General features: G+C 58.8%; 20 protein-coding genes and 1 pseudogene. 4 read left to right on the forward strand and 17 right to left on the reverse strand.

Going from position 1 to position 20,756, the window contains the following annotated elements; genetic code table 11:
* Nucleotides 1-16: 16 nt before the first annotated feature.
* The 14 genes and pseudogenes from smpB to ACZ5D1_RS04550 form a co-directional block, all read right to left on the reverse strand.
* Entirely contained in the window at nt 17-484 is a 468-nt protein-coding gene (gene smpB, locus ACZ5D1_RS04485; protein ID WP_011367119.1) for an SsrA-binding protein SmpB, read from the reverse strand.
* 27 nt (nt 485-511) lie between these two features.
* Nucleotides 512-2,290: a phosphoenolpyruvate--protein phosphotransferase gene (ptsP, locus tag ACZ5D1_RS04490; RefSeq protein WP_464556043.1), complete on the reverse strand. Its 1,779-nt coding sequence runs from the start codon at nt 2,288-2,290 to the stop codon at nt 512-514.
* On the reverse strand, nt 2,291-2,590 hold the full coding sequence (locus ACZ5D1_RS04495; protein ID WP_011367121.1) for an HPr family phosphocarrier protein: 300 nt from the start codon (nt 2,588-2,590) through the stop codon (nt 2,291-2,293).
* Nucleotides 2,591-2,658: 68 nt separating this feature from the next.
* Nucleotides 2,659-3,438, reverse strand: a complete 780-nt coding sequence (locus ACZ5D1_RS04500) for a PTS system mannose/fructose/sorbose family transporter subunit IID (RefSeq protein WP_011367122.1) — start codon at nt 3,436-3,438, stop codon at nt 2,659-2,661.
* 2 nt (nt 3,439-3,440) lie between these two features.
* Entirely contained in the window at nt 3,441-4,274 is an 834-nt protein-coding gene (gene rsmI / locus ACZ5D1_RS04505) for a 16S rRNA (cytidine(1402)-2'-O)-methyltransferase (protein WP_464556046.1), read from the reverse strand.
* A 217-nt stretch (nt 4,275-4,491) separates the two neighbouring features.
* Nucleotides 4,492-4,824, reverse strand: a pseudogene (locus ACZ5D1_RS04510) (YraN family protein); the annotation flags it as partial.
* Nucleotides 4,818-5,609: a ribonuclease HII gene (locus tag ACZ5D1_RS04515; protein ID WP_464556048.1), complete on the reverse strand. Its 792-nt coding sequence runs from the start codon at nt 5,607-5,609 to the stop codon at nt 4,818-4,820. The pseudogene ACZ5D1_RS04510 and the gene ACZ5D1_RS04515, both read right to left, overlap by 7 nt.
* 69 nt (nt 5,610-5,678) lie before the next feature.
* On the reverse strand, nt 5,679-6,026 hold the full coding sequence (rplS, locus tag ACZ5D1_RS04520; protein WP_011367126.1) for a 50S ribosomal protein L19: 348 nt from the start codon (nt 6,024-6,026) through the stop codon (nt 5,679-5,681).
* An 87-nt stretch (nt 6,027-6,113) separates the two neighbouring features.
* Nucleotides 6,114-7,391, reverse strand: a complete 1,278-nt coding sequence (gene trmD, locus ACZ5D1_RS04525; protein ID WP_464556050.1) for a tRNA (guanosine(37)-N1)-methyltransferase TrmD — start codon at nt 7,389-7,391, stop codon at nt 6,114-6,116.
* 61 nt (nt 7,392-7,452) lie between these two features.
* The gene (gene rimM / locus ACZ5D1_RS04530) at nt 7,453-7,983 is read right to left on the reverse strand and encodes a ribosome maturation factor RimM (protein WP_011367128.1); all 531 of its coding nucleotides are present in this window, start codon (nt 7,981-7,983) and stop codon (nt 7,453-7,455) included.
* A 32-nt stretch (nt 7,984-8,015) separates the two neighbouring features.
* On the reverse strand, nt 8,016-8,249 hold the full coding sequence (locus ACZ5D1_RS04535; RefSeq protein WP_011367129.1) for a KH domain-containing protein: 234 nt from the start codon (nt 8,247-8,249) through the stop codon (nt 8,016-8,018).
* Between the two features lie 90 nt (nt 8,250-8,339).
* Nucleotides 8,340-8,579: a 30S ribosomal protein S16 gene (rpsP, locus tag ACZ5D1_RS04540; RefSeq protein WP_011367130.1), complete on the reverse strand. Its 240-nt coding sequence runs from the start codon at nt 8,577-8,579 to the stop codon at nt 8,340-8,342.
* 82 nt (nt 8,580-8,661) lie between these two features.
* On the reverse strand, nt 8,662-10,209 hold the full coding sequence (gene ffh / locus ACZ5D1_RS04545; protein ID WP_464556053.1) for a signal recognition particle protein: 1,548 nt from the start codon (nt 10,207-10,209) through the stop codon (nt 8,662-8,664).
* Between the two features lie 273 nt (nt 10,210-10,482).
* Entirely contained in the window at nt 10,483-12,237 is a 1,755-nt protein-coding gene (locus ACZ5D1_RS04550; protein WP_011367132.1) for a SulP family inorganic anion transporter, read from the reverse strand.
* 232 nt (nt 12,238-12,469) lie between these two features.
* Between ACZ5D1_RS04550 and ACZ5D1_RS04555 the strand changes: the two genes are divergently transcribed.
* Nucleotides 12,470-13,660 (forward strand): pyridoxal phosphate-dependent aminotransferase, encoded by a 1,191-nt coding sequence (locus ACZ5D1_RS04555; RefSeq protein ID WP_464556055.1) that lies wholly within the window; start codon nt 12,470-12,472, stop codon nt 13,658-13,660.
* 127 nt (nt 13,661-13,787) lie between these two features.
* On the opposite strand, the gene ACZ5D1_RS04560 is transcribed toward ACZ5D1_RS04555, so the two are convergent.
* From ACZ5D1_RS04560 to ACZ5D1_RS04570, 3 genes are all read right to left on the reverse strand, one after another.
* Nucleotides 13,788-14,258, reverse strand: coding sequence for a pyridoxamine 5'-phosphate oxidase family protein (locus tag ACZ5D1_RS04560; RefSeq protein WP_011367134.1), 471 nt, complete (start codon nt 14,256-14,258; stop codon nt 13,788-13,790).
* Nucleotides 14,259-14,330: 72 nt separating this feature from the next.
* Nucleotides 14,331-14,591, reverse strand: coding sequence for a hypothetical protein (locus ACZ5D1_RS04565; RefSeq protein WP_011367135.1), 261 nt, complete (start codon nt 14,589-14,591; stop codon nt 14,331-14,333).
* Nucleotides 14,551-16,206, reverse strand: coding sequence for a 3-phosphoshikimate 1-carboxyvinyltransferase (locus ACZ5D1_RS04570; RefSeq protein ID WP_027181888.1), 1,656 nt, complete (start codon nt 16,204-16,206; stop codon nt 14,551-14,553). Before ACZ5D1_RS04570 ends, ACZ5D1_RS04565 begins: the two co-directional genes overlap by 41 nt.
* Before the next feature lie 621 nt (nt 16,207-16,827).
* Between ACZ5D1_RS04570 and aprB the strand changes: the two genes are divergently transcribed.
* From aprB to ACZ5D1_RS04585, 3 genes are all read left to right on the forward strand, one after another.
* Nucleotides 16,828-17,316 (forward strand): adenylyl-sulfate reductase subunit beta, encoded by a 489-nt coding sequence (aprB, locus tag ACZ5D1_RS04575; protein WP_011367137.1) that lies wholly within the window; start codon nt 16,828-16,830, stop codon nt 17,314-17,316.
* 45 nt (nt 17,317-17,361) lie between these two features.
* Nucleotides 17,362-19,356, forward strand: a complete 1,995-nt coding sequence (gene aprA, locus ACZ5D1_RS04580; RefSeq protein WP_273194195.1) for an adenylyl-sulfate reductase subunit alpha — start codon at nt 17,362-17,364, stop codon at nt 19,354-19,356.
* Nucleotides 19,357-19,514: 158 nt separating this feature from the next.
* A complete protein-coding gene (locus ACZ5D1_RS04585) occupies nt 19,515-20,753 on the forward strand; it encodes a CoB--CoM heterodisulfide reductase iron-sulfur subunit A family protein (protein ID WP_464556058.1) in 1,239 nt (412 codons plus the stop codon).
* The last annotated feature ends 3 nt before the right edge of the window (nt 20,754-20,756 follow it).

Here is a 20,756-nt window from a genome sequence, read left to right on the forward strand (position 1 = left end):
GGTGTTTCCTGCGGTATCAATGACGCATGATTTCTCTGCGGGTTTCGCGTTCCACGTCACGCTGTTTGATGTCCTGACGTTTGTCGTGCAGCTTTTTGCCGCGTCCCACGGCAATTTCCAGCTTTACGCGTGAATTTTTAAAATACAGCTTCACGGGTACCACTGTCAGGCCTTTTTGTTCCACACGGGCGCGCAGCGTGTCTATTTCGCGCGCGTGCAGCAGCAGTTTGCGGTCACGGTCGGGGTCATGCTGCACATAGCCCGCATTGGCGTAGGGCGCTATGTGCATGCCCACTATCCACGCCTCGTTGTTGTGAATGGTGACATAACTGTCAGTGAACGAAACCTGTCCGGCACGAAGGCTTTTAACTTCCGTGCCTGCCAGCGCAATGCCTGCCTCGAAAAATTCGAGCAGCTCGTAAAGATGGCGCGCTTTTTTATTCTGGGCAATGAGAGCGCCGCCCGATGATTTTTTTTTCGTCATAGTGTGTTCCGGTATCTGCAATTTCCGTTAGTCGTCATGATCGATAAGTGACGAATAGAAGGTGAGCTCTTCCGGAAACTGTTTGAATATTGTGTCTTTGACCACGCGGTTGATGCGGGCCACAGTGGCGGTGCGCAGCACTTCGTTGAGCAATGTCTTGCACTCTTCCATGTTGGTGCGGCGGATAATGCGCTTGATGCCGGGGATAGACTGCGGGGCGATGGAAATGGCGTCAATCTGCATGCCCAGCAGAATGGGTATGCAGTAGGGGTCTGCCGCCACTTCGCCGCATACGGAAACCTCGATGCCTTCTCTGTGAGCCGCGTCTACCACAAACTTGATGGACCGTACAATGGCCGGATGCAGCGGCTGGTACAGGTACGAGACATGCTTGTTGCCCCTGTCTATGCCCAGCGAGTACTGAATAAGGTCGTTGGTGCCGATGCTGAAAAAATCCACTTCCTGCGCCAGTGAATCGGCTATGAGAACGGCCGAGGGCAGCTCTATCATAATGCCCACGGGCATGTTGGGATTATACGGCTGGCGCGCGCGGTCCAGTTCCATGCGCACTTCGTTGAGCAGCACCTTGGCCTGCCGCAGCTCCTGCAGGCCCGAAATCATGGGAAACATCAGCGCCACGTTGCCGTGCACACTGGCCCGCAGAATGGCCCTCAGCTGTGTTTTGAAAACATCGATATTGCGCAGGCAGTAGCGAATGGCCCTCAGCCCCAGTGCCGGATCGGGTTCACGCATGAGGGTCTGCTCGGTGAGCATTTTGTCCGCGCCCACATCCAGCGTGCGGAAAATAACCTTGCCCGGTGCCATTATGGACGCCAGCTCGGAGTATTCTTCGTACAGCTGGTCTTCCGTGGGCAGCGCGGGGCGGCTGAGGTATGCGTATTCGGTGCGGTACAGGCCCACGCCTTCGCCGCCGCTGTCCAGCACCTGTGCCACTTCCTCGGTCATCTCAATGTTGGCGACCACTTCCACGCGGTAGCCGTCCACGGTTTCCGCAGGCAGGCGGCATTCCTTGTGCAGGGCTTTCTGGTAGGCTTCAAACTGGAACTTGAGTTCGGTATAGTCTGCCAGCTCGTCTTCATTGGGATCGACGATGATGAAGCCGCGCAGTGCATCAACGATGACCAGATCTCCGTCATTGACGTGTTCTTCCAGATTACTGACGCCGACCACGGCGGGAATGAGCATGCTGCGGGCCAGAATGCCCGTGTGGCTCGTTTTGCCGCCTTCGCTTGTGGCAAACGACATGATTTTGTCCAGCGGCAGTTCCATGGTATCCGCGGGGGCAAGATCGTGCGCCATAAGCACCATGCGCTCCTGCAGCGGGCGCTTGAGACAGCCGGAAGCACCCATGAGCCGTTTGCTGATGCGGTCGGCCACCACACGCACGTCCTGCACCCGCTCGCGGATATAGTCATCCTCGATGCTGCTGAACGCCAGAGCGATGGCTTCGACGGCCTGTTCCAGAGCCCATTCGGCAGTGATGTTCTGCTCCTGAATGCGTCTGGCGGCGTCTTTTATAAGCTTGGGGTCGGCGGCAATGAGCAGGTGCGAATCAATGATGGCCGCATGGTCTTTGAGTTCGGCGGGCACCCTGTTGCGTGCCTGTGTGAGCTCGTTCTGCACGGCTTCCACGGCGGATTCAAGCCTTTCCACTTCGCTTTGTGCCGCACCGGGCGTCACAATGCCGCGCGGCAACGTGCTGATGTTGTCGCGCCATGCAAAAAAGGCTTTGCCTATGGATATGCCGGCGGAAACCGGAATACCGTGAAGAATGAGACGGGCCAATTACGTGTCCTCGCGGAAGCGGTTGGCAAATGTTGCGGCAAGATGCCGCAGAGCTTCGCGCGCATCGGGTCCGCTGGCTCGCAGCTCCAGCGCAGTCCCTTTGGCCGCAGCCAGCGACAGGATATCAAGAATGGATTTGGCGTCCACCTCCGCGTCGCCTGATGCCAGTACTATGCGCGATGTAAAGCGGGAAGCTTCCTTTACCAGTCTGGCGGCGGGGCGTGCATGCAGCCCCTGATCATTGGCGACGCGGACAGTGAGGCACAGTCCGTCTTCTATTTCACGAATCTCTTCCTGCACGGGAGAGGTTCCTCCAGCATTGTATGCGTATATGTTTTCCGGCCGTGCCGGAACGTTTGTTGTATGCGTCAGTCAGCGGGCTGCCAGAAAAGATGCCACTCCACGGGAACATACGCCGTGGCGAACGGCAGTGCCAGTATAACAGCCGTAAAAATAAACAGCAGCAGCATGCGCGACATGTGCAGACGGCCCACCAGCGCGGCGAACAGTCCCAGCGCGGCGCATGCCGCAGCCCACAGGGCGGGGCGGTCATGCGCGGGAAACAGCTGCCACAGCAGCACCGCCGCCAGCACAGCATTACCCGACTTCAGCCTTTCACCCCAGTTTATCAGGTTCCAGTTGCGCAGCCGGTTGAGCACTTTAAGCCCTTCGCGCAGTCCGGCGATGAAGGTGAACAGCTTGAACGCCTGCAGCGCCGTGAACAGAAAAAGCCCCAGAGCAAACGCCGCCGACTGGTAACCCGCCACCAGCAGACTGCATGTGGCCAGCGACCACGATACCAGCATGGTGCCGCCGAAAACGGAGTCGCCGATGGCTGACAGGGTATAGGCCGTGGTATCCTTCAGGTTGCGCAGAATCTGCGGCGGGAAGGTCTGCGCGGCTATGCCCGCTTCCAGTGAAAGAAACGTACCCACCAGCAGCGGTGTCCAGAAAGGATGGGTATTGTAGTGCCGGATATATTTTTTGCGGGCCTCGCGCCGTTTTACCGGATCGGGGTATATGGCCGCAAGGCCCGGTTCCATGGCATGCACCAACCCGATATTCTGCATGCCGCGCGTGTTGAATGCGGCCCCCACTGTGTAGGTGCGCAGAAAACAGCGTAGCAGGGTTCGTGCGTCCAGTGCCATGGTCAGGTCCGTAAATCCTTCATGATTTCGTAAATTTCTTTCACGCTCCAGCCCGGAGCCCGGTCCGCTGTTCTGCGGGCGACTTCACGCGGTTTGCCTCCCAGACGCATCTCATCTTCGATAAGCGCACGCAGAGCCTGCGTGTCGAGAGCCTGCTCTTTTTCGGGCGGTCCGACAATTACTGTTATTTCGCCCAGCAGATCGTCCGGAACGGTCTGAAATTCTTCAAGACGACAGAGAATAAACTCCTCATGGGCCTTGGTCAATTCTCTTGCCACGCAAAGTTCCCTCGGACCCAGTGCGTTGTAAGCCGTTTCCAGCGTGGTCCGCAGTCTGTTTTTGCGTTCAAAGAAAATGAGCGTCGACGGGGTGCGGGCAAACTGTTCAAAGAACGCGAGCTGCTCGGACTGTTTGCGCGGAGCAAAACCCAGAAAGGTGAACGGCTGCGGCGCAATGCCGCTGGCAGCCAGCGCACAGAGCGGAGCGCTGGGACCGGGCACGGCAGAGACGGTTAATCCTGCCTTGCGGGCTGCTCTTACCAGCCTGTAACCGGGGTCGGAGAACAGCGGGGTGCCTGCGTCGGATACCAGCGCCAGCGTGCTGCCGGCGCGCATGGCTTCAAGCATTTCCGGAATGCGCTGTTCCTCGTTATGATCATGGCAGCTGACAAGGCGGGCTTCTATACCGGCGTTGCGCAGCAGTCCTGCCGTTCTGCGGGTGTCTTCGGCCAGCACCATGTCGGCAGCTGCCAGCACTTCGCGTGCGCGGGGCGAAAAGTCACCAAGGTTGCCAAGCGGCGTCGCCACCACCCAGAGACTCGGAGAGGTCAAAGGCATGGGGAATATGCTCCACGCGTAAAAGTTGTTCCGGAGAATCCGGTGCACCGCCCGCACGGTGGGAACGCTGCGGCGAACCGGCGCCGAACAGGCGCGATGCAGCTTTGCCCAGTATGCCCGGCAGTCCGGAACCTGCGGCGCGGCGGGCCTGAGCGGTTCCTGCGGCACGGGCCGCCTGCAGCGACATCTGCTCCGGCTCAGGTGCGCGTGCTTCTGTGGTTACACAAACAAGGTCAAAGCGGCAAGGGCGGTCCCACATATCGTTGCTGGACAGCCACATACCGGCAGCCCTGACAAGCCTGCTGCGTTTGGCCGGAGTAAGGGCTTCGTAAGGCGACTCCAGCCCCCGAGCGGCACGGGTTTTCACTTCGGCGAACACAATGGTGCCGTTGTCCTGTGCGATGATATCCAGTTCCAGATGTCCGGCGCGCCAGTTGCGGGCCAAAATGCGCATGCCCGATGCGGCAAGATAGGCGCAGGCCGCTTCTTCACCCAGACGGCCAGCGGCAATGTGCGCGGGACAGCTGCCGGCGGCGCGGCGGGCTACCATAGCGTGTTCTGGTCGGCGGCATGCGGGGCGGCCGCCGGTTTCACTTTGGCAAAAGACAGGCGGTGCATGCGGCAGGGGCCTAGCCTGCGGATAGCCTCGATGTGAGCCGCTGTACCGTATCCTTTGTGCGTGGCGAAACCATATCCGGAGTAACGTTTGTCCAGCGCCGTCATCAGTCTGTCGCGAAATGTTTTTGCCAGCACCGAAGCGGCGGATATGGCCATGACACAGCCGTCTCCGCCCACTATGGCTTCCTGCGGCACACTGAGGCCGGTGACGGTCTGCAGCACCTGTCCGGGAATGGTTTTGTCGCCGTCGACGGCAAGAAAAACAGGCGGAAGACCGGCAGGCATGCTGGCTGCCGCGCCGCCGCCGCGCAGGTGACGTACCGCCAGACTCATGGCGCGGTAAGTGGCCTGAAGAATGTTGATGCGGTCTATGACCTGAGGCCACACAACGCCCACGCCCCAGCGCACCGCGCACGACTTTATGGCCGGTTCCAGTGTCAGGCGGCGTTTTTCCGAAAGCTTTTTAGAGTCGGTAAGGCCGGAAAGGGCAGCGGCAATGTGCGTCGCTGCAGGGGCACCGGCGGGCGGCAGAATTACAGCGGCAGCAACCACCGGTCCGGCCAGACAGCCGCGACCGGCTTCGTCTATGCCGGTAAAAAAGGCAGGGTACAGACAATCGCGCGGACCGGCGGGGTCAGCGTGAGGCAGAGTATGCGGCAGCAGAGACTGCATGCCGGAAGCAGAGGCCGTGAGACCGTTTTTTGTGCGTGCGGCCATGGCTGTGCCCGGATGATCACGAAAAAAAAGGGGGCGTGCGAGAGCAGCCCCCTTTCCGGCTTCGTATGACTACCAGGTCTTGAGCGGCTTGATACGGGCGGCTTTGCCCTTGAGGTTGCGCAGGTAGTACAGGCGGCTGCGGCGAACGCGGCCCTGCTGCACAACTTCGATACGGTCGATGAACGGGGAATGCATGGGGAACACACGTTCCACGCCCACGCCGTTGGAAATCTTGCGAACGGTGAAAGTGGCATTGGTGGTGCCGCGGCTGATGCGGATCACGTTGCCATGAAACACCTGGATACGCTCCTTTTCACCTTCGACAATACGCATGTGTACTTTCACGCTGTCGCCGGATTTGAACTTGGGGATGTCCAAGCGCATCTGTTCGAGTTCGATCTTTTTAATGATATTCATATTCGTGTCCCCCTTGGAACCTGATTTATCCGCAATAGGGAGTTTGCGTCCTGGTTTGAAACATTTCGGCACTGCCGTGGTCAGCCCCTACAGGGCGTCGCCCAGCACCCTGTCCACAATAATCGCGGCTGCTGTACGCACCGATAGATGGTTGTACCCATCAAGTGACCGTATCGGCCGCAGTATGCCGTCGCAGCGTTCCAGCACATCCGGAGCCAGCCCGTGAGCTGTGCCGAACAGAAGCAGCACTGGTTTTTCACGCAGCATGCGGCGGACCGATTCGAATCCGGTATCGCCTGCGCCGCGGGCGCTGGTGGCGATGACCGTCGGCCGTTGCCCTGTGCGCTGCTCGATATCTCCGATGGCTTCCTCTATCGTGGAAACACCCCGGACAAGACGCAGTGCCGTGCCCCTGTCGGGGTTGGCGCTTACGCCGGGTCCGTCCGTCCAGTGCCGGAGCAGACCGTCAAGCAGTCGACGCTGGTCTTCAATGGGAGTGGTGATGTAGTAACCACCCAGACCAAACGTGCACGAACAGCGGCCTATATCGTGAATATCGAGGTTTGTCAAAGAAACGGCGACAGATTTATTTTCTTTGTTTACGACGGGATAATGTACCAGCGCGCAGTACAGATTTCTTCCCGGTCTTTCTCTGTCTGTTTTTCGTAGTATTTTTAAATCGTTATAATCTATTTGCGCATCGCGCAAAATTTCTGGTCTGTTGAGCAAAGTTGTTTTCAGGGCCTGCTCGCGCCGCCATGCGGCAATGCGCCCGTGGTCACCGGAGCGCAGAATCTCCGGCACTTCGTGCCCTTCAAAAATTTCGGGCCGCGTATAGTGCGGATATTCCAGCAGGCCGGAGGAAAAGCTTTCTTCTTCGCCTGATTCTTCATGCCCCATGTATCCGGGCACCAGTCTGCCGGTGGCTTCCATAACGGCCATGGCGGCAGTTTCGCCCCCGTTGAGCACAAAATCGCCCATGGATACCGGCTCGATGGGAAATACCGATTCCAGACGGGCGTCTATGCCTTCATACCGGCCGCAGATAATTGTCAGATTGTCACCGGTTGCCAGTTCGCGGGCCAGTTCCTGCGTGAAAGGACGACCCTTGGGCGCCATAAGCAGTATTCTGCCGGGGCGGGGAATGCTGCGCAGTGCCGCGGCCAGCGGGCCGGGCATCATCACCATGCCGGGGCCGCCGCCATACGGACGGTCGTCCACTGTGCGGTGCCTGTCGGTGGTGTGGTCGCGCGGGTTTACAAAGCCGACTTCCACCAGACCGGATTCTCGTGCCTTGCCCATAAGGCCGCACGCCAGCGGGGAATCGAAATACTCCGGAAACAGAGTGACGATGTTGAAACGCATGCCTTTTTTGCCTTTGTGATGCCGCGTCGGCCCGGCTGTCCGCAGACAGCGCCGCACGGCATCAGCTGCCGGAAAGATAAATCTCCAGCAGGCCGGGCGGCGGGGTGATGCGTATGGTCTCGGAGTCCACGTCTATTTCTGCCACAAATTCCTCGGCGGCAGGAAACAGCACTTCCTTGCCGTCGGGGGTTGTTATCTCCCACACTTCCTGTTCGGGGGTGGGGGCAGAAAACGCCGTCAGGGTACCCAGGGTGCTGCCGTCTTCATCCAGCACCACGGTAAAGCCGAGAATGTCCTCAATGTAGACTTCGTCATCTTCCAGTTCCGGCAGCTCTGCATGCGGTATAAGCACCTTGTGCTGGCGCAGTTTTTCCGCTGCATTTCTGTCGTCTATGCCTTCCAGCAGCAGAAGTTCGGTGCCGGAGTGCCGGCGGCTGCTTCTGACCCGGTAAGGCACGCAGGGGCCTTTGCCCGCCTGCAGAAAGATGCGTTCCTGCATGAGAAAAGGGGAGTCCGCGTAAGAAACGACGCAGACTTCCCCCCGAAGTCCATGGGGCTTGGTGATCAAGCCAATCTGAACGTATTTGTCCATCTACGCTTCAGGCTTCCTTCATTCAGCCGGCGTTATTCCAGAATTTCCAGAACAGAACGCTTTCTGACCTTTGTGGAGGCTGCGCCAAGGATAGTGCGGATGGCACGGGCTGTACGCCCCTGCTTTCCAATAACCTTGCCGAGGTCTTCCTTTGCCACCTTCAGTTCAAGAACAGATGTCTGTTCCCCTTCCACTTCGGTGACAACCACTTCATCGGGTTTGTCCACAAGCGATCTGGCGATGTACTCGACGAGTTCCTTCAACATGGCTCACCTCCACTAGTGCTTCCACAGGATTTACAGCGTGAAAGAGGCGCTGCCGCATAGACCGGTATCCGGCGCCACGCCGGATCAGTACTACTGTGCGTTCTTTTTCAGCAGAGCGCGTACCGTGTCGGTGGGTTCGGCGCCGCGTTCGAGCCACTTCTGCACCTTTTCGGTGTCGATCTTGACTTCGGCGGGGTCCACCATGGGGTTGTAGTAACCGATGTAATCCAGAGGACGGCCTTCGCGACGGGCCTCGCTGTTGATAGCAATGATGCGGTAGAAAGCGCGTTTCTTGTTGCCCATACGGGTCAGTCTGAGTTTAACGGCCATAATGACACTCTCCCATTATTTTATGGCATAATATGGTATTTGCGGGAAATCGCAAGGGGACACCCCTGTGCTGGCCGCAATCTTACCTTTTTTTCTTGCCCTGTTTCTTTTTCTGTTTGTCTTTTTTACGCTGGTCGCGTTTTTTCTTCTGGTCCGATTTGCTGGGACCGGAAGGCTGCATGCCGTCCATGCCGGGCATGCCGGGCATACCGGGCATACCGGGAAAGCCGCCCATACCGGGCAGTCCGCCCATACCGCTCATGGCCGAAGGATCGGGCATGCCTTTGCCGCCCATGCCGGGCAGCTGGGGCATTTTGCCTTTTTTCTTTTTTCCGCCGCCCATGACCTGCTTCATCATCTGCCGCATGCCTTCAAAGTTGCTCAGCAGTTTATCCACCTCTTTCACGGTGGTGCCGGCACCTCTGGCTATACGTTCCTTGCGGCTGGTGTTCATCAGGATGGGCTGGCGCCTTTCCTGCGGCGTCATGGAGTTGATGATGGCCTCTATGCGGACCATTTCCTTTTCAGGAACCTGCATGTCGCCCAGCTTTTCGCGCAGGGCACCCATGCCGGGAATCAGCTTCATGATACTTTCGAGTGAACCCAGTTTGCGCATGCGGCGCATCTGAGTCCGGAAATCTTCAAAGTCGAACTCGGCCCGCTGCATTTTGCGGCCCAGTTCTTCAGCTTCTTCTTCCTTGATGGTGGTCTGCGCCTTTTCTATCAGCGTCAGTACGTCACCCATGCCCAGAATGCGGCTGGCAATTCTGTCAGGGTGGAACACTTCAAGGTCGGAGAGCTTTTCGCCCATGCCGACGAATTTCACCGATTTTCCGGTGACAGTCTTGATGGACAGGGCCGCGCCGCCGCGGGCATCGCCGTCCATTTTGGTCAGCACCACGCCGGTGATGTCCAGCGCGTTGTTGAACGCATCTGCCACCGTCACGGCGTCCTGACCCGTCATGGCGTCGGCCACGAACAGAATTTCCTGCGGAGCCACGGCCTCTTTAATGGCCACAAGCTCCTGCATGAGCGTTTCGTCAATGTGCAGCCGGCCGGCGGTGTCAAGAATGACAACGTTGCACTGCTGTTCTCTGGCTGCGGCCACCGCATTTCTGGCAATGTCCACGGGGTTCATCTGCACCGTGGAATCATACACGGGCAGGTCAAGCTGCGCCGCCAGTGTTTTCAGCTGGTCGATGGCCGCCGGGCGGTAGACGTCGGCCGGTGCAAGGTACGGCCGCATTTTGCTTTTACGCAGATGGTTGGCCAGTTTGCCGGTGGAGGTGGTTTTACCAGACCCCTGCAGACCCACCATCATGATGACATAAGGCTGCTGGCCGCGCAGGTCGAGACCCGTGGTTTCGCCGCCCAGCAGTTCAATCATTTCGTCATTGACGATTTTGATAACCTGCTGCGCGGGATTCAGGCCCTTGAGCACGTCCTGACCAAGGCATTTATCGCGCACACGGTCGATGAACTGCTTGACGACCTTGAAATTGACGTCGGCCTCCAGCAGCGCAAGTCGGACTTCGCGCAGGCCTTCCTGCACGTTTTCTTCAGTTAACCGTTTCTGGCCGCTGAACTTCTTGAATACCGACGACAACCGGTCGGAAAGCGTATCGAACATGGTAACCCCAAGTTAACAACGTAAGAGGCGATTCGTTAAGTGACTTCGCGCAGGAAGTCAAGGGCAGAGTTGCCGCTGGCCGCCGCGCCCCGTGTCGGCAGATGCGTGTGTGTAGCGGAAACTACCCCTGTAACGCAAGGGCGGTCTGCCTGCGTGGCTGCCGGTCTTTTAATGCGGTACCGGCCGGTGCGGGCTGTGCCGTACGGCTGCCGGCAGACATTCTGCGTCTTATACGGGGCGCGAACTGTGTCCGGCCCTGTCCGGGCAACAGGGTTACTCCGCGGTCATTTCCGGGCCGGGCAGTCCGGCGCATTCGTGGAACACCCGCAGACGGCATACGGCGCAGCGGTTCATGTCCAGCTGGGGGGTGATGGTGGCAATGGCTTCCGCCTTGTCTTCATATATGGGAATTATGGGACCGCATTGCAGCCGTTCCATGGCCGCGCGCACGCCGGGGTTGGCAGAGCACATGTACAGGCGCACGCCTGCGGCCTGCAGCAGTTTGCGTTCTTCAAAGATGGTTTCGCAGCCGGAGTAATCAATAAAGTTGATGCCGCTGGCAACGATCAGGATATGGTTCTGGCCCGGATTGGCGGCCACGATATTTTCCAGCTCTTCGGCCACATGTTCGGCTGCGCCGAAAAACAGCGAGCCGTCCAGCCGCAGTATTTTAAGCTGCGGGCATTCGGGCAGGTTGCGGTTTTCCTGTCTGATTATGTGGCGCATGCCGTCTATGAGCACGGGTGCCATGGGCATGAAGTGCGGGTGCATGGTACGGTGCAGATAGATGAGCAGCGAAAGGGCTACTCCGGCGATGAGAGCAAATTCCAGCTTTACGGTGAGTGTGGAAAGCAGCGTGACGGCAAAGACCAGAGGCTCGCCGCTGCCCGCGCTCATGATGCGCCGGATGTGCTCTATGTCTATGAGGTTCCACGCCACCAGCATGATGACACCGGCCATGGCCGGAAGCGGCAGATACGCGGCCAGCCCGCCCATGACGGAAACCATGCCCACCAGCAGAACCGCCGCAAAAATGGCGGAAAGCGGCGTGCGGGCGCCGGTGGCGTAATTGACACCCGTGCGGGTGAACGAACCGGACGACGCGTAGGCCGAAAAGAAGCAACCCACCATGTTCGACAGCCCCTGACCGATGAATTCGCGGTTGTTGTCTATGCGCTGGTGCGAAAGAGCCCCCACGGATCTGGCAATGGATACGGCCTCGGCAAGCCCCAGCATGGCCACCGCCAGCGCTCCGGGCATAAGTATGCCCAGCCGTTCCGGATCGAATACCGGCACGGAGAAGGGCGGCAGTCCGGCGTGCAGGGCTCCCACCATGCGTACTCCGTTGGCTGCGCCGTCAATGACAAGACACAGCAGCCCTCCTGCCGCCATGGCTATAAGCATGGCGGGCAGGCGTTTATCCACGCGGCGGACCAAAAGCGCCGTGACAAACGTGACTGCGGCTATGGCCACGGCATGCCAGCTGGCCTGCGGCAGCATGGAGACGAACGTTGCCATGTCGCGCGGCAGAAAACCGCTGCGCGGCACGGACAGACCGGCAAATCCGCCCAGCTGGCTTGAGGCGATGAGAATGGCCGCACCGGTGGTGAAGCCCGTCAGCACGGAATGGGAGACAAAGTTGACCACGGAACCCAGCCGCGCCAGCCCCAGCGCCAGCTGGATGAGGCCGGCCATCAGCGTGAGACTGAGCACAAGGCATATGTAGTCCGGTGTGCCCGCAGGGGCCAGCGTGCTGACATTGGAAAAAATAACCAGCGAGATGGCCGTGGTGGGGCCTGATACAAGATGCATGGAAGAGCCGAACAGCGCCGCTATGATGGCCGGGACAACGGCGGTGTATATGCCGTATTCAGGCGGCAGTCCCGCCAGCGTGGCAAACGCCACTCCCTGCGGCAGAACGATGATGGCTCCCGTGAGACCTGCCAGAAGGTCTGCGCGCAGGGTGCGGGCCGTTACTCCCGGCAGCCAGTGCATAAAAGGGAAAAAGGCTGCGATGCCCGTTTTCATGTGTACATGACTCCGTGATGTATGATGTCCGGCCACGGTGCGCGCGGCCGCATTTTTCACTATAGCGTGTAGTGGCGGTCTGTTCAAGAATTGTACATAAATCAGTCTGCCTGACGTGCGCGGTGCTGCGCGTGCTGGACAACGGCTGCGGTATTGCCTATCGGAAACGGACCGACCCGAAAATAACAGCCGTCGGCGAACGGCCAAAGCATTACGACAGCACGAGGTGGACATGTCGCTTATTTCCGCAGAAATTGCAGGATATCTGGAAAAATCATCGTGGATCCGCAAGATGTTCGAGGCTGGAATCGCTCTTAAAAAACAATACGGCGAGCAGGCTGTGTGTGATTTCAGTCTGGGCAACCCCGACCTGCCCGCGCCGCCTGCGGTGGGCGATGCTTTGCGTACCATGGCTGAAAATGCCGGAAAGCCTTTTGCTTTCGGCTATATGCCCAACGGCGGTTTTCAGTGGGCCCGTGAAGCTCTTGCCGGGCAGGTATCCGCAGAACAGGGTATGCCCGTTGACGCAGGCGATCTGCTGCTTTCCTGCGGAGCCGCGGGGGCGCTCAATGCGTTTTTCCGCGCTGTGCTGGAACCGGGCGACGAAGTGCTGGCGGTGGCTCCTTATTTTGTGGAGTACGGTTTTTATGTGTCCAACCATCAGGGTGTGTTTAAAACGGCCATGAGCCGTCCGGAAACCTTTGAGCTGGACATTGAGGCCGTGGAAGCCCGCATAACTCCGAAAACACGGGCGCTGATCATCAATTCGCCCAACAATCCCACCGGGGTTGTCTACAGCCGTGAAGAACTGGAAGCCCTTGCGGCACTTCTTGAGCGCAAGAGCCGCGAAAACGGCCGTCCCGTCTATCTCATCGCGGACGAACCTTACCGTTTTCTGTCGTTTGACGGTGTAAAGGTGCCCAGCGTACTGCCGCTGTATCCTTTCAGTGTGGTAGTGAACAGTTTTTCCAAAAACCTGTCTCTGGCCGGCGAGCGTTTGGGGTACATCTGCCTTTCGCCTCTCATGGAGAACCGCGCGGAGCTGATGGCCGCGCTGACGCTGACAAACCGCATTCTCGGTTTTGTGAATCCGCCGGTTATCGGCCAGCACGTCATGGCGCATGCGCTGGGGTCGCAGGTTGACGTGGGCGTGTACGCGCAGCGCCGCGATGCCATGGCCGAGGTGCTTTCAGGCGCCGGATACCAGTTCTCCATGCCCAAGGGCGCGTTTTACTTTTTCCCCAAGGCGCCGGGTGGCGACGATGTGGAGTTCTGCCGTGTGCTGATGGAGGAAAAGGTGCTCGCGGTACCCGGATCAGGGTTCGGCGGCCCCGGTTATTTCAGGCTGACATTCTGCGTGGATGAGGAAGTCATCCGCCGCAGTGCCAGCGGGTTTGCGCGGGCCATGGCTCATTTCGCGTAGCCGTCCGCCGGTGCGTGCCCGCAGTGCGCGCCGGTCTGCGCTGTATGCCGGTACAGGCAATAACGGCGCCGTCTCACGGGAGGCGGCGCTTTTTTTGCGGCCGGTACCCGTGCGGCGCAAGCAGACTTCAGGGCGCGGGGCGTTCCTTGGTCGTTATGTCGCCTAGGTCTATGCGTATCAGCGTGGTTACACGCATGGCATCGCCCAGAGGGCGGTCAGCTATGCCGAACTGTTGCAGCAGGCATTGCATGGCGTGCAGCCGTTCATCTTCTGCCGTGATTATCTGCGCCGTACCGGAGGCCATAAGGCTGGAAAAAAACGTTCCGGCCTTGCAGGCGCCGGCATCCGGCCCGCCGTCGTAAAAAACGGCGTTGCTCACCACCGTCACCCATACACGCGGGTTATGCCGCAGAATGTCAAGTTTGGTTCCCCGCAGTGCGCAGTGCGCATACAGCGTGGTGCCCTGATGGCCGTAATTGAGCGGGACGGCATACGGCGTGCCCTGCGGCGTCACCATGGATACTGTGCACCATGTGGCGCGCGAAAGGATGGCTTCGATGGTTTCGGGGCTTGTTGTTTCACGGTTGTGCCTGTGCATGGCTGTCTCCGGCTGGTGGTCTGGAAAAAAAGCGGCATTCCGGAGAATGCCGCCTTGCAGGTCGGTTGCGGTTCAGAATGGAGCTGTCTCCATCCGCAGTCGGTTGAGTCTGTTGACGGCGAACTGCCGCTGGACCGTCAGGCTGTTTTTCATCTGCACGGCTGCGTGTATCTCCGACGCGAAGAATATACCCTTTTTCAGGTCTTCGGCGGAACGCAGGCGGGCTATTTCGGCATCCGCCGATTGCAGCTCGCGGTCATAACGGGCCACGAGGGCCTCAACATCCGGAATGTTATCCGGTAATGATACGTCTGCGGGCGGGTTTGTCTCCATCGGTCGGCTCCTTGAGTTTGCGCTTCATGTCAGGGTCGGGCAGGCCGTTGTACAGCAGCCAGAAAGAAGGCATCAGGTCGGTCACCACTCCGGGGTTTGTCAGGCGCAGTCCGGCGGAATAAGGCCGTTTGAAAGCGGCAAGCGCATAGGCCATGGCCCACCATGCGTCAGGACAGGTCCACGGTGCGGGCATCTGGGGTTTGCCGTCAGGTCTGACAAGGGTGTCTTCCTGCACGTCCAGCCCCAGACGGGTGATGAAGCCGTCCGCACCTTCGCGGAATACAATGTCGTTCTGCAGGGCATTGCCGAGGCCGGGCAGCGTGCACGAACCGCCGGTGGCGGCGCAGTGGGCTGCCACTGCAAGGGCCAGCGGGCGGAGGGCCTGCGGAACGCCCGCAAGACCGTTGTGCGCTGCCATCTGCTGCAGGTCGCATTGGCCTGCGGGGGCGCAGCTGACGCCGGAATCCTGCTGCTGTGCGGAAAGTCCGGCGGCACGCAGCAGAGCGGTGGCATCGGCAGTGCCGGGCACGGCGCTGTTCCAGCGGCCCTGCAGCTGTACACGTCCCTGCGCGAAAGCGGGCAGGGCCAGAATGTATGCTGCCAGCAGAGGGTCGATGTCCAGCCGCAGATTTTCGGGCACGGATGGCAGCCCGGGCAGCACGGAAAGCTCGTCACCGGTGTGCTGTATGTCGGCTCCGCAGGCTTTCAGGGCGGGCAGCACTTCCTGCAGCACGGCCTGAGCATGCGGCGAAGCACCCAGATTGATGCGCACATTGATTCCCCACGAGGGGGCGGCCAGCAGCAGCGCGGTCAGCCCTTCTTCGGGCAGTTCAGCCGGTACGGTGATGCTGTCGGGCAGCATGCCCGCGCTTTCCAGCCGCAGGGGCAGGCCGTTTGATTTGGGTACCATGTGCGCGACACGTGCCCCCAGAGAGGGCAGGAAATGACGCATGGGGGTCAGATCGGCCAGTTTGAGCTGGTGTCCGCCGGTAAATTTGACCATGCCCGTATGCGGCAGAGCCATGAAAGCCAGCAGGTAGGCGTTGAACGTGTCGTCTCCGGCGAAAATGACCTTGTCGGCAAAGTCAAGCCCGGGGCCTTCTTTGCTGATGACAGTGTCCGCTTCCCACGAAAGTCGTGCTCCGGACTGGTTGAGCGCCTTTACCAGATCGATCACCCGGTCGTTGACCACCACATTGGAAATACGGGCGGCGGCTCCTGCGGCTGCGCACAGGGCTGTCCATATGCGGGCCTGACGGCTGCAGCCGGGACCGGCGATATTAACGGCCACAGGTTTCTGCTGCGGCGCGAGGTTGAAATCGGTGCGGGTTTCCTCTTCCTTTTTGTAGGTCAGGTCGAGTTCCTGCAGCAGCGAAAAGAGCTGGCGCAGCATGCGCTGATCGCCGGAAAAACGGGTTGTTGTCCGTTCCCATGCAAGACGTATTTTCTTTTCGTTGTTTACTTCGTCAGTGCCCGAGCCTTCCTTTTTGGGGCGGCGGGTCTTGGCCACAAGCCTGCTGCGACGGGCCAGTAGGTCGAGCAGTTCCTGATCAAGATCGGCGATTTCTTCAACAAGAGAGCGCCGCAGTCTCGGGCGGGGAGAGTCATTATGCATCGTAAGCCTTCCGGTAGGTAATATGTGGCGTTCCCCCTAGCGTGAATCGCTTCGGGGGGCAAGCTTATTCTGCCATGAAATGGTCATATGAGGAATATAGAATGTGGCCGGAGATGCCGGTACCGCGACATTATGTGCAACTGTTCACAAAGTGTGCGGCGGAAAGGGGGTCCGGCGGGCCTGCAGATGCGGGGTGAAGAAAAAGCGACAGTTAGCCGGTGACTACGTGAAAAAATGCATAAAAAGGGCTGGCAAAGTGCCGGGCAGGGTTGAATCCTTTGTCTATTAAAGGTAAATGGCAGTGGACCGGTTTCAAAACCTGACCGCAGGGCGCTCAGGAACAGCCCAGAAAGTGGATTTTTCCGCTCGGGAAGCCGGAATGAGACGGGGTTGTGAAAAAAAAGAACAAGTCTGTTGACAGTGTAAGGTGAGCTTTGTTAAATATCTCACAAGCGCACGGGCCAACGAACTCGTAAAAGTCTCCGTTAGGCACGGTGCTGGCCCGGAAGGCGGGACGGACTCCTGCTTTTCGCGCCTCCATCGAATCCAGATGGATCCGTTTTCGGAGATAAAGGCCAAACAGGTTAAACCCTTAATTCCGTTTGTGTTGGAGGAATAGGTATGCCGACTTATGTTGATCCGTCCAAGTGTGATGGATGCAAGGGTGGTGAAAAGACCGCTTGCATGTACATCTGCCCCAACGACCTCATGATCCTGGACCCTGAAGAAATGAAGGCTTACAACCAGGAACCCGAGGCTTGCTGGGAGTGCTACTCCTGCGTGAAGATTTGCCCGCAGGGTGCCATCACCGCCCGTCCTTATGCTGACTTCGCCCCCATGGGCGGCACCAGCATCCCCATGCGTTCCGCTGACTCCATTATGTGGACTGTCAAGTTCCGTAACGGCAACGTGAAGCGCTTCAAGTTCCCGATCCGCACCACCCCCGAAGGCTCCATCAAGCCCTTCGAAGGTAAGCCCGAACCCGGCGATCTCGAAAACGAACTGCTCTTCACCGAAACCGAGCTGGGTGCCCCCGAAACCGCTCTCGGTCAGAAGTTCGATGTTGCCGAAGCCGACAAGGCTGTCGAATTCAAGGCTTCCGCTGTTTAGGTCCGGATTGGAACTCACGTTTTTTCCCATTAAGGAGAAAATATCATGCCGATGATTCCCGTTAAGGAACAGGTTAAGGGCGTGGCCATTGCCGAGCCCACCATCAAAGAACACGACGTTGACATCCTTCTCGTCGGCGGCGGTATGGGTGCCTGCGGCACCGCATTCGAAGCCGTGCGCTGGGCTGACAAATATGCTCCCGAACTGAAAATCCTGCTTATTGACAAAGCAGCTCTGGAACGTTCCGGTGCAGTTGCTCAGGGTCTGTCCGCTATCAACACCTACCTTGGTGACAACAGCGCAGACGACTACGTCCGCATGGTCCGTACCGACCTTATGGGTCTGGTCCGCGAAGACCTTATTTTCGACCTCGGCCGTCACGTTGACGACTCCGTTCATCTGTTTGAAGAGTGGGGCCTGCCCTGCTGGATCAAAGATGAAAACGGTCACAACCTTGACGGTGCAGCAGCCAAGGCAGCAGGCAAGTCCCTGCGCAACGGCGACGCTCCTGTCCGCTCCGGCCGCTGGCAGATGATGATCAACGGTGAATCCTACAAGAACATCGTTGCTGAAGCTGCTAAAAACGCTCTGGGCGAAGACCGCATCATGGAGCGTATCTTCATCGTTAAGCTGCTGCTCGACGCCAATGAAGAAAACCGCATTGCCGGTGCTGTAGGCTTCAGCCTGCGTGAAAACGTGGTGCACATCTTCCGCGCCAACGCCATGCTGGTTGCCTGCGGCGGTGCTGTTAACGTGTACAAGCCCCGCTCCACCGGTGAAGGCATGGGCCGTGCATGGTACCCCGTATGGAACGCCGGTTCCACCTACACCATGTGTGCTCAGGTCGGCGCTGAAATGACCATGATGGAAAACCGCTTCGTTCCCGCCCGTTTCAAAGACGGTTACGGCCCGGTTGGCGCATGGTTCCTGCTCTTCAAGGCTAAAGCCACCAACTTCCGTGGCGAAGACTACTGCGTGACCAACCGTGCCATGCTGAAGCCTTACGAAGATCGCGGCTACGCCAAGGGACACGTTATCCCCACCTGCCTGCGTAACCACATGATGCTGCGTGAAATGCGTGAAGGTCGCGGTCCCATCTACATGGACACCAAGACTGCACTGCAGACCACCTTTGAAACCATGACCCCCGCACAGCAGAAGCACCTCGAGTCCGAAGCTTGGGAAGACTTCCTCGACATGTGCGTTGGTCAGGCTAACCTCTGGGCCTGCATGAACATTCAGCCCGAAGAAGTCGGTTCTGAAATCATGCCCACCGAGCCTTACCTGCTTGGTTCGCACTCCGGCTGCTGCGGTATCTGGACTTCCGGTCCCGACGAAGAATGGGTGCCCGAAGACTACAAAGTCCGCGCCAAGAACGGCAAGGTCTACAACCGTATGACCACCGTTGAAGGCCTGTGGACCTGCGCTGACGGCGTAGGCGCTTCCGGTCACAAGTTCTCCTCCGGTTCGCACGCCGAAGGCCGTATCTGCGGTAAGCAGATGGTCCGCTGGTGCATCGACCACAAGGATTACAAGCCCGCCATCGCTGAAAAGGGTGAAGATCTGGCCAAACTGATCTACCGCCCCTACTACAACTACCTGGCTGGCAAAGACGCTTCCACCGACCCCGTGGTGAACCCCGAGTACATCACTCCCAAGAACTTCATGATGCGTCTTGTGAAGTGCACCGACGAATACGGCGGCGGCGTAGGCACCTACTACACCACCTCCCAGGCTGCTCTGGACACCGGCTTCCACCTGCTGGACATGCTGGAAGAAGACTCCCTCAAGCTGGCTGCCCGTGACCTGCACGAGCTGCTCCGCTGCTGGGAAAACTACCACCGCCTGTGGACCGTTCGTCTGCACATGCAGCACATCGCCTTCCGCGAAGAAAGCCGTTACCCCGGCTTCTACTACCGTGCAGACTTCATGGGTCTGGACGACTCCAAGTGGAAGTGCTTCGTTAACTCCAGATACGACGTTAAGGCCGGCACCACCAAGGTGTTCAAGAAGCCTTACTACCAGATCGTTCCTGCATAAGCGGGCGCGCTAGCTACAGGGGCGGTTGCTGCCGCAACCGCCCCTTTTTTACCCCCCACCCCAGACGGTCTGAGCCGGGGCAGTAAGCGCCGCTTATTGTCTGGGCTTAGGCCGTTTTGATGAAAAAGGCCCTAAAAACCGTAGGGAGGATTGCTCCAATGTCGAACTCCATACTTGTCGTCGGAGGCGGGTTCAGCGGACTTACGGCCGCTCTCGAAGCTGCCGAAGTCGGCTATGAAGTGTTCATCGTCGAGAAAACCCCATTTCTTGGCGGACGGGTCATGCAGCTCAGTAAATATTTTCCCAAGCTCTGCCCGCCGTCCTGCGGACTGGAAATCCAGTACCAGCGTATCCGCAACAACCCTAAAATCAAGTTCTTCACTCAGGCCACCGTGCAGGCGGTCAAAGGTGAAGCCGGCAACTACACCGTAAAGGTTGCCATCAAGCCGCGCCACACCGCACCTTACAGCGCCGACCTCGGCCTTCTGGCCTCCTCTCTGGAAGGAGAATCAACCAGCGAGTTCGATTTCGGTCTGACAAAGCGCAAACCTCTGTACCTCAGCGTTCCTTTCGCTTTCCCCAACAGATACGTGCTCGACAAAGAAGCTCTCACCAAGGCGGATGAGCTGAAAGTGGGCCGTTCCGTTGCCGTGGACATGAATGAAGCGGCGCGTGAGATAGAGCTGGAAGTCGGCTCCATCGTGCTGGCAACGGGCTGGAAGCCGTACGATGTGACCCGTCTTACCAATCTGGGTGCCGGGCAGATAGCAAACTGCGTGAGCAACATGCAGCTTGAGCGTCTTGCCGCATCGGGCGGACCCACCGGCGGTGCCATCCGTCGTCCTTCTGACGGCAAGGCTCCCAAAAAGGTGGCGTTTGTCCAGTGTGCGGGCTCGCGTGATCAGAATCACCTCAACTACTGTTCCTACATCTGCTGCATGGCTTCGCTCAAGCAGGCCACCTATGTGCGCGAACAGTACCCCGACGCTGAAGTCACCGTCTATTACATCGACCTGCGCACCCCCGGACGCTATGACAAGTTCATGCGCAAGGTCCGCGCCGATGAAAAGATCAGCCTTGTCAAAGGCAAGGTGGCCGGCGTGGAGGAAGATGCAGCTTCCGGCGATGTGATTGTGGAAGTTGAAGACGCCGTGAAGGGTGAAAAGAAAAAGGTGCGGTACGACATGGTTGTGCTGGCTACCGGCATGCGTCCCACTCTTGCCGACGAAAAGCTGCCCGTTGACGTGCCTGTTGACGAGGACGGCTTCATCGTGGGCGGAGAGGACAAGGGCATATTTGCTGCCGGCTGTGCCAAAATGCCTCTCGATGTCATGAGATCCGCCCAGTCCGGCACCAGTGCCGCGCTGCAAGCGATTCAAACGGTGAAGGGGAGGTAGCGA

It is taken from the genome of Oleidesulfovibrio vietnamensis (assembly GCF_055388115.1).

What these genes read in the sequence shown, in the direction of transcription:
- ACZ5D1_RS04560 (WP_011367134.1), bottom strand. Translation starts at nt 14,258, where the DNA reads ATGCACAGGCACAACCGTGAAACAACAAGCCCCGAAACCATCGAAGCC.
- aprB (WP_011367137.1), top strand. Translation starts at nt 16,828, where the DNA reads ATGCCGACTTATGTTGATCCGTCCAAGTGTGATGGATGCAAGGGTGGT.
- ffh (WP_464556053.1), bottom strand. Translation starts at nt 10,209, where the DNA reads ATGTTCGATACGCTTTCCGACCGGTTGTCGTCGGTATTCAAGAAGTTC.
- ACZ5D1_RS04500 (WP_011367122.1), bottom strand. Translation starts at nt 3,438, where the DNA reads ATGGCACTGGACGCACGAACCCTGCTACGCTGTTTTCTGCGCACCTAC.
- ACZ5D1_RS04555 (WP_464556055.1), top strand. Translation starts at nt 12,470, where the DNA reads ATGTCGCTTATTTCCGCAGAAATTGCAGGATATCTGGAAAAATCATCG.
- rplS (WP_011367126.1), bottom strand. Translation starts at nt 6,026, where the DNA reads ATGAATATCATTAAAAAGATCGAACTCGAACAGATGCGCTTGGACATC.
- ACZ5D1_RS04515 (WP_464556048.1), bottom strand. Translation starts at nt 5,609, where the DNA reads ATGGCCGCACGCACAAAAAACGGTCTCACGGCCTCTGCTTCCGGCATG.
- ACZ5D1_RS04585 (WP_464556058.1), top strand. Translation starts at nt 19,515, where the DNA reads ATGTCGAACTCCATACTTGTCGTCGGAGGCGGGTTCAGCGGACTTACG.
- ACZ5D1_RS04565 (WP_011367135.1), bottom strand. Translation starts at nt 14,591, where the DNA reads ATGGAGACAAACCCGCCCGCAGACGTATCATTACCGGATAACATTCCG.
- smpB (WP_011367119.1), bottom strand. Translation starts at nt 484, where the DNA reads ATGACGAAAAAAAAATCATCGGGCGGCGCTCTCATTGCCCAGAATAAA.
- aprA (WP_273194195.1), top strand. Translation starts at nt 17,362, where the DNA reads ATGCCGATGATTCCCGTTAAGGAACAGGTTAAGGGCGTGGCCATTGCC.
- rimM (WP_011367128.1), bottom strand. Translation starts at nt 7,983, where the DNA reads ATGGACAAATACGTTCAGATTGGCTTGATCACCAAGCCCCATGGACTT.
- ACZ5D1_RS04550 (WP_011367132.1), bottom strand. Translation starts at nt 12,237, where the DNA reads ATGAAAACGGGCATCGCAGCCTTTTTCCCTTTTATGCACTGGCTGCCG.
- rpsP (WP_011367130.1), bottom strand. Translation starts at nt 8,579, where the DNA reads ATGGCCGTTAAACTCAGACTGACCCGTATGGGCAACAAGAAACGCGCT.
- ACZ5D1_RS04535 (WP_011367129.1), bottom strand. Translation starts at nt 8,249, where the DNA reads ATGTTGAAGGAACTCGTCGAGTACATCGCCAGATCGCTTGTGGACAAA.
- rsmI (WP_464556046.1), bottom strand. Translation starts at nt 4,274, where the DNA reads ATGCCTTTGACCTCTCCGAGTCTCTGGGTGGTGGCGACGCCGCTTGGC.
- trmD (WP_464556050.1), bottom strand. Translation starts at nt 7,391, where the DNA reads ATGCGTTTCAACATCGTCACTCTGTTTCCGGAGTATTTCGATTCCCCG.
- ACZ5D1_RS04570 (WP_027181888.1), bottom strand. Translation starts at nt 16,206, where the DNA reads ATGCATAATGACTCTCCCCGCCCGAGACTGCGGCGCTCTCTTGTTGAA.